Source organism: Nocardioides sp. LMS-CY (genome assembly GCF_018732145.1).
Taxonomy (GTDB): domain Bacteria; phylum Actinomycetota; class Actinomycetes; order Propionibacteriales; family Nocardioidaceae; genus Nocardioides; species Nocardioides soli.
The window spans coordinates 193922-207528 of record NZ_CP076104.1; the positions used below are offsets into that span (position 1 = coordinate 193922).

Sequence of the window (13607 nt, forward strand, 5' to 3'; positions counted from 1 at the left end):
AGACCCGGCCCCCCGCCCCGCCCTCTGGCGAGGGTGGTGGATCAAGTCCAAGTAGCCCGCTTCCCAACCTGACGGGGAACTAGGATTGGTGCTGATGGGTTGGGCGGGGAGGTGGACCGGGTGCGGGCGCTGGGTGTGCACGCTGCGAGCGATGTGCTCTGGTTCGCGGCTGCCGAGCCCGACGGCACGCTGATCGATCTCGGCAACGCGTACCGGCTCGACCTGCCCAAGGGGTTGGACACCGGTCAGGCCCTGATCGTCGCCCGCAAGGACATCTGTCGGGTCCTGCGGGCATACGACATCGGACTGGTCTGGCTGCTCTCGGCCGAGTACGACAAGCGCTTCAAGCAGGGTTACCACGCGCTGGTTCCGCGGATCACCATGGAGACGGTTGTCGCGTTCGCCGCCGCGGAGGAGGACGTCGAGTTCCGCCGGGTGGCGCGCGAGACCGTGCGGTCTCGCCTTGGCTACGACAGCGGCAAGCTGCAGGACATCGCCGTAGATCTGGTCCCCGAGAAGATCACGCCTAACTGGGGACCGAACAAGCGTGACCTAGCCGTCGCGACCGTTCTGGCTGCCCTCAGTGAGCTGGAAGACTCCCAGTGAGCGCCAAGCAGGGAGCGGTTGAGGCGAGTATCCAGGCGCCGAGCGAGGCCCCGGAGCTTCACGGCCAGTACCTGGCGAAGCCGTCGTACACCTTCTTGCAGAGCATCAACGAGGGTGCGGCTGGGGAGTGTTACCGGTACCGCCACGAGGTCTTCGAGCACGACGTCGTCGCGAAGACCGTCGCACTGTTCGGGGTCCCTGGCTCACTCACCGAGCCTCAGCTCCTCAAGAACCTCAGGCACGACAACCTCCTGACGGTGCGGGAGGCGCAGTGGACGCCGGACATGGACCCTTCGCTCAAGGTGGTCACGTTCACCACGGACTACTGCGAGGGGCAGAGCGTCTACACCGCCCTCGAGGAGGGACACGTCTTCTCCATCCGGGAAGCCGTGACGATCTGCTCGCACGTGCTCGCCGCGCTCGACTACATGCACGTTGACCACGAGCTGCTGCATCGCGACGTGAAGCCCGGCAACGTGATGCTCGATGGCTCACGGACGACAGGTTTCGTGGGCGACCTGGGCAGTGTGGCCGCGCTGACCGCCGGGGCTTCGCCCGCAGGTGCTGGAACGCTCGCCTACCTGCCGCCGGAGAGCGCTGCAGGGGAGCTCTACCCGTGCTCGGACGTGTACTCGGCCGGAATGGTGCTCATCGAGATGCTCAACGGGTTCTACGACTGGGAGAGCGTCGACGAGGCCAAGATGGAGGCCAACGTCGACAACCGCAAGCGAGCGCTGCCGCAGAAGTTCTACAAGCTGGCGCCGTGGGTGCCTACTGCCGTCGCAACCGTTGCGCGCGCGATGACCGACTCGGACCCTGACCGACGTCCTGGCTCAGCTGCCGAGGCGCGCCGGCGGCTGGACGACGCACGGTACGTCGACTGGCGTCGGATCGACGGGACGGGTCTCCTCGGAGCCTGGGAGGGCACATGGCCGCCGGGTGCGCGCGCCCGTCATCTTCGCACGGTGCGGATCATGGCGACGCCGGTCGAGAAGGGCCGGTACGCAGGGCTGGACAAGCTGGAGGCCTCGTGGCGTGGCCCCGGTCCGGGGACGTGGCGACGCTATGCGAGGCTCGACCGGCGGGTCGCGCGAGGAGACTCAGCAGCGCTCGCGCGGTTCTTCCGTGCCGTCGAGGAGGCGGCCCAGGCAGCACCAGTTCGGTAGACGAGTTCGGCTTCGTCTGCGGGCAGGGAGAGCAGCAGCCGACGTCCGGCCACCTGCTGAGCGTCGGTGAGCACGTACGCGCCGGATCCGTCCGCGTACTCGGACGCGGTGATGGCGCCGGAGTTCACCGCCGACCAGAGGCTCGCGGGGAGTCCGCGGACTTTGCGCTCGGAACTCAACACCTTGGGGCGTCCGCCGACCCGGGTCCAGAGTCGCTCTGCCGCGGCAGTGTCGTTGCCCCCGAGAACCGCGAGCTCACGGTGGAGCGGTTGCAGGTTTCGGGCGGGTAGCGCAGATACCCCAGCCGCGGCCATCATGGTGACGACGAGGTCAGATAGACCTCTGAAAGACATATTTCCAATATACGAGATGGCACAGACATGACCCGCGAGCGACACTCTGTGAACCCAGAAGAGCGATTGCGTGACTCTGCGGACAAGCAGGTCTCGATTCGGTGGCCGATTGCGCTGGATCAACGTCTCGATGACCTGCTCGACCGTGCTGATGCGGTTGGCGAGAACACCAACCGGCGTGAGCTGCTAGCGGCGCTTCTCTTCGACGCTGATCCTTCTGGCGACGAGTTGAGGGACCTCTTGCAGCGGTATCGAACGGCGTTGGTCCGGGAGGCTCCACTGGGTGACGTCGAGGTTAAGGGCGACGTCCTACTCTTCCGGAAGCACCGGCCAGGTCCTCGTACCGCGGAATAGGTGTGATGCCCAGCGCTGGTCCCCGGCCAGCACGACTAGCATTTGACGTCCGGCCCTCAAGGCTGGATCAACTGAACATTGGCTGGTGCACCCCTGGGGCGCACGCCCCCGAGCGAACGGGAGGCAACCGGAGGCAACGGGACACTGGTTTCACGCTCACGACCGTGGTTCACGCGGTACGGAGCGTGGTGTTCCTACGGTTCAACTCCCCCCTCGCGCACCACACAGGCAGGCCCCGGGTCCTCGATCCGGGGCTTCGTCCATTCCCAGGGCGTCGCGTCGGTGGTTCGAAGCGCCTCGCAGTGTGAGGTTGTCGCCGTTGCTGCGGCGTGGCCCTCCTTCTGTGGGGTTGGTTGTTCGTCTCAGTCACCTAAGTCGCGGCGGTATGCGCGGGCGATCAACCCGTGGCAACTTTCTGGCGAGACCCTGTAGGTCCCCGTGCGCCCCTCGGGGTGCACGGGGGCTCAGCCCGTGAGAAGGACGATTGGAAGGAGGATCGGGTCGGCGGACAGCCTTAGCTCGAGTTGTTGCTGGTGTCCGTACCACTGATCAGCTTCTTGAACTCAGGGGAGGTGACGGTTCTGAGATTGAACTCGGCGGCCTTCTTCTTGACCCCTTCGTCGTCGGTGACGATCTGCCAGTCCTCGACGAGCAACGTCTCCTCGGACTTGGCGATGGCGTCGAGCGCGGTGGCAACCAGGATCGGATCGGCGTTCCCGCGAGCGTGGTAGAGATCGATCAAGTCCTTGTCGCCGGGTGGAACCGTTGACATGACGTCCCGGAGGAGGTTCAAGACGTGGGCGCTAATGGGGTACTCAAGGGTCCGCAGCATCGCGATGTCTGGGAACGTCGCGGCCTCGTGGAGGACTTCGCTCGGGATTTTGCAGTTGTCTCGAACGAAGGTGCTCTCGCGGTTCTTGCGTCCGATCCGGCTCAGGGCGTTGGTATCGATGAGGTACTTCACGATGGTCATAGAGCCGCCTTGAACTCCGGGATCTGGCTGGCCTTGAGCTTGTTCAGGCCGATGACCCGGCAGAAGTCCGTCTCCGAGATGCTGCCTCGGTCGAGCTGCGCGACCATGCGACGGCAGAACTCTGCGCCGTTGTATCGCTTGATGGCGTTGATGGGCGTCGCGGGCCAGCCACGCGACTTCTCCCGGGACGCGAAGTCGGCTGCCAGCTCCTCCATGAAGGCCCGTGCCTGGTCTCTGTCGATCAGGCCGAGTCGCTGGGCTCGCATGACGAAGGCACTCGGCGTCACGCGGTAAGTTTCCGCTCCTGCTTGGACCGCGTCGAGGGTTGATGCATCGAGACCCCGGACTTCGGTGGCCGGCACGAGCACCTCCTCTGTGACTTGGTACTCGTAGTCGGTGATGACTCCGTCGGTGTGGTCGTCGTAGGTCACCGGAGCAAACTTGCCCCGCGCGACGAACACCCCAAGGAGCGTCAAAGTGAAGATGCGTCTGCCCGCTGGCTCGTAGTTGTCTCCCTCATCGCCGTTGGTGAGGAAGATGTAGGGCACCTTCTTGTCTCGCACGCACATGCCGCTGAACTTGGCCCGCTCCCGGAGGCGTTGAGGCATGTAGTTCTGCTGGCTCCGCGAGACCAGGACCTGCTGTGCTTCGAACCGCTCGATCAGCAACTCGAACGCAGCTTCCTTGTTCTTGGCTGCCTTGATGTCCGGGACGCTGAGCTTGAGCGCCGCTCGCAGCGTCTCGGCGTCCGCGGCCACGCCCCGGCTTCTGCGGATGCACCCGACCACCTTGTTGTCGATCAGGCGGTCATCGAGTCGCTTGATCAGGTCCTGTTTGCGCAGCAGGTCCTTGACGATGAGCTCGACGTCGCTTAGCCGCACCTTGCTGCGGGAGTTCATCGAGAACGCTTCCTTGCGCACGCCCTCCAGGAGGATGTTGGTCTTGCGCTCCAGTTGAGCCTCGACCACCTCGAGTGGTGCGAAGAACAGGCTGTAGGGGATGTCGGCCTTGCGGGCGAGCCTTGCCAGCTGATCGAACTCGATGAACCCGGATGTCAGAGCCTTGGTGAAGCCGACGTATTCGCTGACCACCGAGTTGTCGAACAGCGCGACGAACACATCCCTGTTGACGGGTACGGACTCCTTGCCGATCCCGACAGTGATGGTCATATTGCTGGACTCTCTGGTCGATTGACGGCTTGGCCTCCGTGGCCGCCGTCCAGAGATGATGCGCCGAGCTGGTCATGGTCCGCTTCGGAATCGCCGATCCAGGTGAGCGGTGGGCCACGCAGAAGCGTGGGGTTCGGCGGCAGCAGCCCGTGCTCCGGCGCCCTAGCCGGGACGGATTCAGTGGAGCGGTAGGGGGAGCAGGGCTCTTTGGATTTCCTGGAAGCTGTCAAGCCAGCGTCATCACTTTGGAGAGGTTATGAAGCCAAGAAGCAGGCACCTCTAAGGTCGTCGCGCTTCGACTTCAAAACTGTGACAAACTGGCTCCGTGCCGAAGTGGACCGCCGCAGAGTTCCAGCGCCTGATCGAGCGCGAGGACGACGACGTCGAACTCAAGTCCGGAGCGTCCCCAAAGAAGCTCCAAGAAGCAATGGTGGCATTCACCAACAGCGGTGGTGGGACCATCTTCATCGGGGTCAACGACCAGCGCGTCGTGATCGGTCGACGACGCGACCAAGGGACCGACGATGCGATCCATGAGGCCGCACTCAACGGGGTCAACGTTGGCCGATACGCCATCAGTGGAGGGACGGTCGACGGAACGCCCATCGTCGTAGTTGACGTCGAGCCTCGTGAGGACGAAGTCGCCCAGACGAGCGACGGCCGTGTACTTCGCCGGCGCGGGGGCCGGAACGTTGCGGTCTTCGGCGCGGAGCTTTGGGAGATGATGACGTCGCGCGCGCTGCGGCGATATGAAGCGAGCGCAAGCGGTGTTCCACCGTCTGCAGTGCCGCCGGCTATCGCAGACGAGGTTGCTGGCGTGTTCGGCTGGACCGAGAACCTCCCCGACCGGTGGCGGGAGCGCGGCCTTCTCCACGCCGACGGATCACTCACGATCGCGGGAGCGCTTACCCTTACCCGGCCCGAAGAGACGCTAGGTGCCGCCAAGTTCGCCATAGACGTGCGGTCCTACGAGTCCGATGACTCCAACAGCTATGTCCGACGGGAAGCAATAACCGGACAAGTCCAAGCCCAAGCCGAAGCGGCAACCGACTGGATCCTGCGTGACATCGGAACTGAGATGGTGGTTACCGGTGCCAAACGCCATGACGTTCCTCGTCTCCCACGGCGCGTGGTCCGGGAGGCGGTCGCAAATGCCGTGGCCCACCGGGACTACGCGCGAGACCAGACCCCGATCGTGGTCGAGATACGGCCTTCTGCAGTAATCGTGACCAGTCCAGGGCGGCTCCCCGCGCCGGTAACGATCGCGACCCTCCGGGAGGCTCAGGCGCCACGAAACCACACGATCATCGACGTGCTTCGGCGATTCGGCCTGGCTGAGGACAGTGGGCAGGGTATCGACGTCATCCAGGACGGCATGCGCCTGGAGCTCTTGCACGAGCCGCTGTTCGAGGAAACCAATGACAGTTTCCGCGTAACGCTGCGACTGCGGGGGCTCGTGTCGACCACCGAGCGCGCTTGGCTGGCCGAGCATGAGAGGCAGGGCCGACTGCGCGAAGGCGACCGATTGCTTCTGCTTACAGTGATGCGCGACGGCCAGGTCACCAATGCCCGCGCTCGCGAAATCCTCGGTGCCGACAGCGTCGAGGCGCGGACGCGCTTGGGTCGACTCCGCGACGCCGGCCTACTCATCCAGCATGGAACCCGCGGCCGGGCGTACTACACACTCGGCGTGATCGGGCCCGACCGGAGCGCCGAGGAGGTAGTGCTGGAAGCGGCGCAGTCCGCGCCGCTCACGAACGCAATCGTCCGGGAACTGACCTCCCTCGATCGTTATCAGGCGGGCCAGCTGCTTCGCCGACTAGTGAACGAAGGCAAGCTCGCGCAGCAAGGTGAGCGGCGCGGCACCACATACCGCCTGCAGTGACCCGCGCGTCGGCGGCGACGTCTGAAGACGTTGGCGGTCGCCCTATTGCTTCGGTGAGTCATCGACGTGACCGAGATTCGACGGGTGGCCCGTCTGGGCTACTGTGGTCCGCCAGCTGCAAGGCTCGATCAACTGAACACTGGCTGGTGCATCCCTGGGGTGCACGCCCCCGAGGTAACCGTAGGCAACCGGAGGTATCGGGAGCCGGTTTTACGCTCACGACGGCGGTTCGCGCCTGGCTGAGCGTTCTGTTCCTACGGTTCAACTCCCCCCTCGCGCACGTGAGACAGGCCCCGGGTCCAGATCCGGGGCTTTGTCCTTTCGGATCGCCCGTGGGGTGGCTGTTGTGACCGCGATGTTCGGTTGTCACCGTTGCCGCGGTGTCGTCCTCCTCGTGTGGGTGTGGGTGCTCGTCTCAGTCACCTAAGTAGCGGTGGCACGGGCGGGCGATCAATCCGCGGCAACTTTCTGCCGAGAATCTCGGGCCGCCGTGCACCCTCAGGCCGCGCGCCTCCTCGTGGTCCGGGTAGACGTGCGGGCCGACGTCTAGGATGGCGCCCTGGCCCGGTGCACTCGCCAGCCCCTCAAGTGCAGATCGGAAATGATGTGGCGCATCGCGACGACATCCTCGAGGAGCTGCGGAAGCTCCACATCGACATCGAGTACACAGAGAAGACGCACTTCGCCGCCGCCGAGCATCTCCGGGCTCTTCACTATCTCCTCGGGGGGCTGGCAGCAATCACCTCGGCGGCCGCGTCGGCGGCCATCGTGAAGTCGAGCGGGAACGTCGGCGCGGTTCTGGCTCTGGTTTCGGCTCTCGCGGCCGCGCTGATCACCTTCGTCAAGCCCCAGGGCCTTGCTGAGCAGCATGTTGCCTGCGCCCGCGAGTTGGGGGACCTGAAGCGTCGGGTCGGGCAGTGCCGGACTCTGGACGGCAACCCCGATTCTGGCCACACCGACGCCGAGTTGCGCAACGACGTCGCGAAGTTCACCGCGGAGAAGCACGCGATGCACCAAGGAGCACCGACGACGGGCCCGGTCGCGTTCTGGCGAGCGCAACGCAAGATGAAGGCCGGCCACTTCGACCATGGGGACCCCGCCGCGGAACCCGCGACCTGACCGGTCTGCACCGGCCCGGTGCGTGTCAGCGGCCGTGTACCTGCCGCTGCACCCCGGTCGCACGGACTCGGTACTGCGCCATCTGCAAGCTCACGTTGTACCTCTCCGCAATCCCCGCCACCGTGTTTCCGGCCCGCAGCTCAGCGACGAGCAGTGGCCGCGGGAGTAGGAAGCACCCCGCCTGCCAGTTCGCCTCCTGCTCCTCGTCCGGGTCGCACCCGAAGAACGTCAGATCGCCGACTGTCTTGACCTCCTGCACCTTGTGCTTGAGATCTAGATGGGAGAGCTCGTGAGCGATGTCGCTCTGGGTGCGCGCGGCCGTCGACAGCGGGTTCCACACGATCACGCGTCGGTCGCCGATCTCGAAAGTGCAGGCGGAGAACGCGCCTGGTTGGAGGGCGTCGATCCGGTCGAGCCGGCTGATGTCGATCAGGTCGGCCGCGGAACGGAGTTCCGCACCAAGCCGCTCGGCGAGCAGCTCCATCGGGAGCTCGTCGCGATCCTTGAGGCCGAGCTCCTCGCGAAGCTCGATGCTTCGTCGCTCGGCCTGAGCCTTGAACCCTCGACGCACCTCAGCGGTTCTCCTCGACCAGCGCTCTGTGCATGTCCTCGAGCGCGGAGGAAAGCAGGCTGCCCACCTCGGGAAGGAACGTCTGCCCCGAACGCAGATGGACCGCGAACGCAGGGCGGGGCGCGGCGAGCTTGTCGTACATGTCCTGGATCAGCGCCATCATCTGTCTCGCCTGCTCGGGTTTGAGCCGCGGATCCGTGTAAAGGTGCTTGGCGAGCATCTCCGGAGTGCTCTTTGCCTCCCCCTCGTCGTTGCCGAACAAGGCGAGGCCGGGGGCGCTGAGCCAGTTCACGATGCGGTTGTAGTTGGTCAGGTCAGGTAGGTGCCCGCGCTCGACACGGGACAGCGTGTTGAACGAGACCCCGATCTCGTCGGCGAGGTCTCGCAACGACATGCGCCGGCGGCGGCGTTCGGCGCGGAGCGCGTCGCCGAGCGCGGGTTGGCTCGGACCATCTGTCATGTCGACCCCTTGCTCGTGTACATCGGCGACAGCCGGCGCCGGTGGGGAAGCGCCGGCGTTGTTGCTGGTGCTAGTGCTGAATGTACGGGTGAAGGATTCGGGCTTGTGACTCCGAATCGAGCATGTCGGGCCCGTCGCCGTACCAGATGCCGGTGGCGAGCCAGAGCTCGTAGTGGATGAGCCACTCACACGACCATGGGATGAAGGTGTCGGTGAACAGCATGTGCGGGCGCCAGTCGTCGCGCTGGCTGACGCACAGGCTGCCGTCGTCGTAGACGTGAGGCAGGAGGCCGTCGTCGGTCGGTCGCAGGCGCGGTGCTGTCACGGCGATCGTCGGGGGTGATGCGGGCCTGGCCTCAAGACGTAGCTCGTACTCGCCGCACGCCGGGCCGGGCTGAACGGTCCCGGTCCAGGCGAGACGGCCTCGGTGCAGCCGTGTGCGGCCATCCGGCAGGAGCCGGTCGAGAGCGATCGCCTGGACCGGCAACGAGACCTCAACGCGTGGAGCCGCCGGCAAAACCGTGGCTCCTTACCGTCCGGCCTGCGGTCGCGGCCACCAGCGCCCCGCCGGTGACCACCTGGAGCCTTCCTTCCTGGACCGTCCGGTGCACCGACCCGCCGAGCGACTGCGCCGCGGCCTTCGCGAACCGGTCACCGAACGCATCGGCGAGCAGCGGCACGATCCGGTCAAGACCGCCGCGCCGCCCGAGGTTCTCGAAGGTGGACTGCGCGTCCTCCAGCCACTTGAAGAAGTCCGTGGCCCGGCGCGGATCGGCGACCCAGGAGTCCGCGAAGTTCTCGTCCTTCTGGGCGGGGTTCGGCAGCACCCACTTCCCCTCGACCAGGGTCAGGTACGCGCCCATCGTCTGGGTGATCTCGCGGAGCACGTCGTACAGGTCGCCGCGGCCGGGATAGGCGAGCGCGGCGAGCGTGGTGATGACGATCGACGGTGGCCGGTCGTCGAGCCGGTCGCCGAAGTAGATGTCGCGGTGCCGTTTGAGGGCCTGGACGGCCTGCTGCAGGGTGGTCTTCACCCGCCAGTCAGGAACGTCCTCGACCTCGAGCTTCTTGGACAGGATGGCGCGCTCGGAGAGGAACTCGTCGCGCATCTGGTTCCGGAACCATTGGGCGTACCCGGCCGGGTTTGAGTCCAGCCATCGGCGGACGTCGCGGTCGGTGATGAGGATGTTCGTGCCGCCCTTGTCCCGGTTCGGGACCGCCGGCAGGACGTCGAGGTGCATCCCGGGCCACGTCAGCGTCCAGCAGCGCGAACACTGGCTAACCGCGGGGTACTCGCTGCGAGGCTTGGCGGAGTACTTGCGTGCCGCGACGCCGACGTCGGCCTTCAGATCAGCCTGCGTCGTCGACCCCTTGTCGATGTCACGCAGAGCGACGCAGTCGATGTCGATGTCGTCGTCGCGGTGGATGTTGCGGACCACGGTGCCCAGCAGGAACGACCCCTGCGGTGAGATCACGTTGTGACCTTGGGTCGCGCTCCAGTGAACGTCGAGCTCGTCGCCGAGCCCGATGTAGTGCGATGTGACGTGCGCGTGTTCGGCCGGCGTGATGTCCAGGGCCTGCAGCCCGTCGCCGATCAGGTAATGCAGACCGCCGAACGTTCCCTCCGGTCGAGTAGCTGTCATGATCCGACTGTATCACAAGTAGTACAATCGTACTATCGCGAGGCGCTGGCGGTCGCTGGTCGCCCGACACCATCGGTTGGGGGAGCCAGCCACTTCGACTTATAGAGACGCGGCCATCGCGGCCATTGCCGTGTGGTGACAGCTCTCACGCCTCACTCGCGCGACGAGCAAGCCCGGGAACTCGAACAGGTTGCCGGGAGGCGGTCCGCCGTGGTGGCGGGTTCTTCGCGGGTCGTCGCGGGCGCTTGGCATGCGGGAGGCGCGGTTGAACTCCGCCCTCGTATTGTGGGCTACGCCTTCGTCGGGTGCCGGCGCCCAGGCGCGACAAGCAACATCTCCCTGAGGTGCCGTGAGCACCCCCGGTGGGGGCTGCCGGGGGGACGCATGGGCTGAACGTCGGTCGGCACGGTTCGAGATCCGCAGTTCAACTTGACGCGCAGGACCAATGGCGTAGGCTTGTGATTGAGAAATCGAGGACTGAGGCAATGCTGACACCACTCGGCAATGCTGAAGCCATACCGTCTCAGCTTGAAAAGGTACGTCGATCACCCCGTCAGCAGGGGTCGTCGCAGGCCAAGGCCCATCGAGGCTGAAAGACGCAAGCAGGGGCACGCTGATCGTTTCTCGCGCGGGACCGCGCAAAGCGCGCGGCCCATCAAATGGCGCGAGAGGCTGCGAGAATGTCCAACCCCCAGGAACCACAGCACGTCGGTGATGGAGAGAGAAACACCGACGATCCCGCTCTCCCGGGAGCTGCCAGCAGAGGGGTCATTGGACCCGCAGCCTCAGTCGCCACGAAGCTGACGCGGCCGGCTGGGATGGAATCATCCCAGCCGGTTGCCGCGTCCGGAGTAGCCGCTATCCGGGACGCGATGGATCTCCTGAAAGCGACAGTCGCAGAACTCGAGCGGCGAGGGTCGGCCACCTACGCTGCCGGCGTTTCGGCACGCATGAAGCAAGCCGATCCCACCTTTGACGTCCGAAACTGCGGGTTCGCTACGTTCAAGTCCTTCCTCGCTCACGCCGTCGAAGAGGGTGTCGTGCGAGTTTCGCGGAGATCAGGCGCAAGCGACTTCACCGTGACGGGCGTCGACACACCTGCTGTGGCCGGTGAAGAGGTAGTGCCGTCGGGACGCTACTTGCGCCAGGAAGCTTGGGCTGCGTTCACACGGATCGAGGCGGCCTCGTCATGGTGGCAGCGCGACTCTGGGCGCATTGTCGGGCCGATGAGCGACCAGCCAGACGATGGCAGCGAGTGGGTGGAGCTGCGTCCGCTTACGCGCGCTGAACTGACGTCGTGGATGCGTGCCTTCGCGGAAGGCGTGCAGGACCCGACGCGAAACGCGGAACTGCTGGCGTCCCTAGACACCGCATCGTCGGTGGAGAACTTCAACGCCCAGGTGCGATCCCATCAGGGCACGGCGCGTAGGTGGGGACGCTTCTACCGCGACCATGTGATGCGTCACGCCTTCCGGTGGGCAGAGGACAACTCCGTCCCGCGTGAAAGGCTGTTCCGCGCCGGCGATGGCGGAGAGCGCCCGTCTCCTCCTGCGGCGCTTTCCGACAAGCTGCGCGAGGGCCCTGGAGACACGCACGGTGATGACCTCGCAAATTACGAGAGCCGAGCTCGAGCGGCCGTCATCTCGGCGGTCGAGCGCATGCCCTTGGCTGAACTGCTGCGACTTCCCATCCCAGTCGAGTACCTAATCAGGAGGTAGTCGGTTGACCAGTCTGAGCCTTCGCGGACTGGTCGAGAATCCCTACGAACTCGAGATTCGACCGACGAGGGGGACCGGCCGTAAGCCGCACCCCCTAGGGGCCGGAATCGTGCAAACTAAGACGTGGCTGAGCCATCCTGACGGTGGGCTTTCCCTACCGAGTCAAGGCCCGGCCGTTGAGCACCTGCTGCAAGCACGCGGTGAGTGTCTTCCTCATGACCTCGAGGCGATGGCCGAGTCCGCGTGGGTGGGCCTGATTGCCACTCCGGGGCTGGCCATTCCCCTCGCTACCGAGGAGCTCACAGGTACAACTGCCCTTCAACACCGTTTCGGCTTAGTCACGGTCTACAAGCAGCCCGAGGAGGACCTGACCAAGGCGGGCCTGAGGCAACCGCGCTTGGCCGTGACCTCGCACCTCACCCTCACCCTGACGCCCCAGACCAGATTCATCGAATCGGCAGTGCTGCGCAGCGCATGGCATATCTCCACGCCGAGTCTTCTTGCCGAGTTGGATGCCCTGCGTCGCCAGGCCCTTCCCGGCACGGTCACCGTTCGCACCACGCGTCGCATCACGCTCTTGGTGCAGCCTGACTTCAGCGAGCGACTCACCGATACGGACCGCGCTCGCCTCCAGAGCGCCTCACAGCTAATGGACTCCGCCCTCGATGTGGTCGACCGCGGGCGCATCGACGCATTCTCAGTACAGCGCCGGCTTGCCGGCACAGCGGGTGGGTCCCTGATCGTTGTCGGCCCGCTGGACACCGCCACCCGTAGCCTCAGGGACAGCTACTTGGACGTTGATCCGCACAGATTGGTGCGCTACGTAGCCGGTAATGGTAACCGGGACGTATCCGAGACCATCCTGGAGCAGGTCACTGAGCTCTCAGGGCTCAGTGCCTCGCTACTGCCGATCGTGCCGGCCGACCGGTCACCCAAGGGAAGGGAGGTCCGAGCGCCAATCCCGATCACTAACCCGGTCAAGTGTCTGCACCACGGCAATCGGTTCTATCTTCAAGACGGTGACACCGGACTCTGGTGGACCCGCGATGACGACCGTCACGCTGGCACCATCTTCAAGACCTACACGGAGCGCAACTCAGCCCTCGAACACGAGGCAGACCGCGACGCCGATGGTGTGATCATCAACAAGCACAAAGGTCCCAGCGGCCTACGGATCTCGACGTCAGAGCTCCGCGGTTGCCCGAAGCGGCCTCACAAGCACCTGGGCTAGCTGGACATTGATGGGAGCGGGATTGGTACTCAGTGGTGGGTACTCGGGCGGTGGCGTCGAGCGATTCGACTGCGGCATGTCCTCGCGCCGCTGGGTCTCAATCGACTGCGCCGAACTCCCTGACTAGGGTGGTCTGATCCAGCCCGCGGGCTGGGTACAACTGAAGATCGGCTGGTGCACCCCTGGGGTGCACGGACCCGAGGAAACGGGAGGCAACCGGAGGCAACTGCACACCGCTTTCACGCTCAGGACGGCGGTTCGCGCGTGATTGAGCGTGGTGGTTCTACGGTTCAACTCCCCCCTCGCGCACGTGTGACAGGCCCTGGGTCCTCGGATCTGGGGCTTTGTCCATTTTCGTG

12 protein-coding genes are annotated in these 13607 nt (G+C 65.3%); 6 read left to right on the forward strand and 6 right to left on the reverse strand.

Annotation, left to right across the window (positions count from 1 at the left end; translation table 11 throughout):
• Positions 1-99: 99 nt before the first annotated feature.
• Together KM427_RS00955 and KM427_RS00960 are read left to right on the forward strand one after the other, a co-directional pair.
• Positions 100-606: a hypothetical protein gene (locus KM427_RS00955; RefSeq protein ID WP_215525937.1), complete on the forward strand. Its 507-nt coding sequence runs from the start codon at positions 100-102 to the stop codon at positions 604-606.
• A complete protein-coding gene (locus tag KM427_RS00960; RefSeq protein ID WP_215525938.1) occupies positions 603-1772 on the forward strand; it encodes a protein kinase domain-containing protein in 1170 nt (389 codons plus the stop codon). Before KM427_RS00955 ends, KM427_RS00960 begins: the two co-directional genes overlap by 4 nt.
• Before the next feature lie 1221 nt (positions 1773-2993).
• On the opposite strand, the gene KM427_RS00965 is transcribed toward KM427_RS00960, so the two are convergent.
• Entirely contained in the window at positions 2994-3452 is a 459-nt protein-coding gene (locus KM427_RS00965; RefSeq protein WP_215525939.1) for a hypothetical protein, read from the reverse strand.
• A complete protein-coding gene (locus KM427_RS00970) occupies positions 3449-4621 on the reverse strand; it encodes a hypothetical protein (RefSeq protein ID WP_215525940.1) in 1173 nt (390 codons plus the stop codon). The genes KM427_RS00965 and KM427_RS00970 overlap by 4 nt, the downstream gene beginning before the upstream one ends.
• 325 nt (positions 4622-4946) lie before the next feature.
• Here KM427_RS00970 and KM427_RS00975 point away from each other — a divergent pair, with 325 nt between their 5' ends.
• Complete coding sequence (locus KM427_RS00975) at positions 4947-6506, forward strand: ATP-binding protein (RefSeq protein WP_215525941.1); 1560 nt, start codon at positions 4947-4949, stop codon at positions 6504-6506.
• A 606-nt stretch (positions 6507-7112) separates the two neighbouring features.
• On the forward strand, positions 7113-7625 hold the full coding sequence (locus KM427_RS00980) for an SLATT domain-containing protein (RefSeq protein WP_215525942.1): 513 nt from the start codon (positions 7113-7115) through the stop codon (positions 7623-7625).
• Between the two features lie 25 nt (positions 7626-7650).
• Here KM427_RS00980 and KM427_RS00985 read toward each other — a convergent pair whose 3' ends face one another.
• The 4 genes from KM427_RS00985 to KM427_RS01000 all read right to left on the reverse strand — a co-directional run bounded on the left by KM427_RS00985 (position 7651) and on the right by KM427_RS01000 (position 10299).
• A complete protein-coding gene (locus KM427_RS00985; RefSeq protein WP_215525943.1) occupies positions 7651-8109 on the reverse strand; it encodes an ImmA/IrrE family metallo-endopeptidase in 459 nt (152 codons plus the stop codon).
• A gap of 88 nt (positions 8110-8197) precedes the next feature.
• Positions 8198-8656 (reverse strand): helix-turn-helix domain-containing protein, encoded by a 459-nt coding sequence (locus tag KM427_RS00990; RefSeq protein ID WP_215525944.1) that lies wholly within the window; start codon positions 8654-8656, stop codon positions 8198-8200.
• 70 nt (positions 8657-8726) lie between these two features.
• Positions 8727-9173, reverse strand: coding sequence for a type II CBASS E2 protein (locus KM427_RS25880; protein WP_502887147.1), 447 nt, complete (start codon positions 9171-9173; stop codon positions 8727-8729).
• Positions 9151-10299: a nucleotidyltransferase domain-containing protein gene (locus tag KM427_RS01000; protein WP_215525946.1), complete on the reverse strand. Its 1149-nt coding sequence runs from the start codon at positions 10297-10299 to the stop codon at positions 9151-9153. The genes KM427_RS25880 and KM427_RS01000 overlap by 23 nt, the downstream gene beginning before the upstream one ends.
• Before the next feature lie 872 nt (positions 10300-11171).
• Between KM427_RS01000 and KM427_RS01005 the strand changes: the two genes are divergently transcribed.
• Together KM427_RS01005 and KM427_RS01010 are read left to right on the forward strand one after the other, a co-directional pair.
• Positions 11172-12017 (forward strand): UPF0158 family protein, encoded by an 846-nt coding sequence (locus KM427_RS01005; RefSeq protein WP_215525947.1) that lies wholly within the window; start codon positions 11172-11174, stop codon positions 12015-12017.
• Positions 12018-12246: 229 nt separating this feature from the next.
• Positions 12247-13248 (forward strand): hypothetical protein, encoded by a 1002-nt coding sequence (locus KM427_RS01010; RefSeq protein WP_215525948.1) that lies wholly within the window; start codon positions 12247-12249, stop codon positions 13246-13248.
• Positions 13249-13607: the final 359 nt, after the last annotated feature.

Excerpts from the sequence above, each read along its gene's own strand:
- KM427_RS00965 (WP_215525939.1), bottom strand. The coding sequence starts at position 3,452 with ATGACCATCGTGAAGTACCTCATCGATACCAACGCCCTGAGCCGGATC.
- KM427_RS00970 (WP_215525940.1), bottom strand. The coding sequence starts at position 4,621 with ATGACCATCACTGTCGGGATCGGCAAGGAGTCCGTACCCGTCAACAGG.
- KM427_RS00985 (WP_215525943.1), bottom strand. The coding sequence starts at position 8,109 with ATGGAGCTGCTCGCCGAGCGGCTTGGTGCGGAACTCCGTTCCGCGGCC.
- KM427_RS00990 (WP_215525944.1), bottom strand. The coding sequence starts at position 8,656 with ATGACAGATGGTCCGAGCCAACCCGCGCTCGGCGACGCGCTCCGCGCC.
- KM427_RS01000 (WP_215525946.1), bottom strand. The coding sequence starts at position 10,299 with ATGACAGCTACTCGACCGGAGGGAACGTTCGGCGGTCTGCATTACCTG.
- KM427_RS01005 (WP_215525947.1), top strand. The coding sequence starts at position 11,172 with ATGGATCTCCTGAAAGCGACAGTCGCAGAACTCGAGCGGCGAGGGTCG.
- KM427_RS01010 (WP_215525948.1), top strand. The coding sequence starts at position 12,247 with ATGGCCGAGTCCGCGTGGGTGGGCCTGATTGCCACTCCGGGGCTGGCC.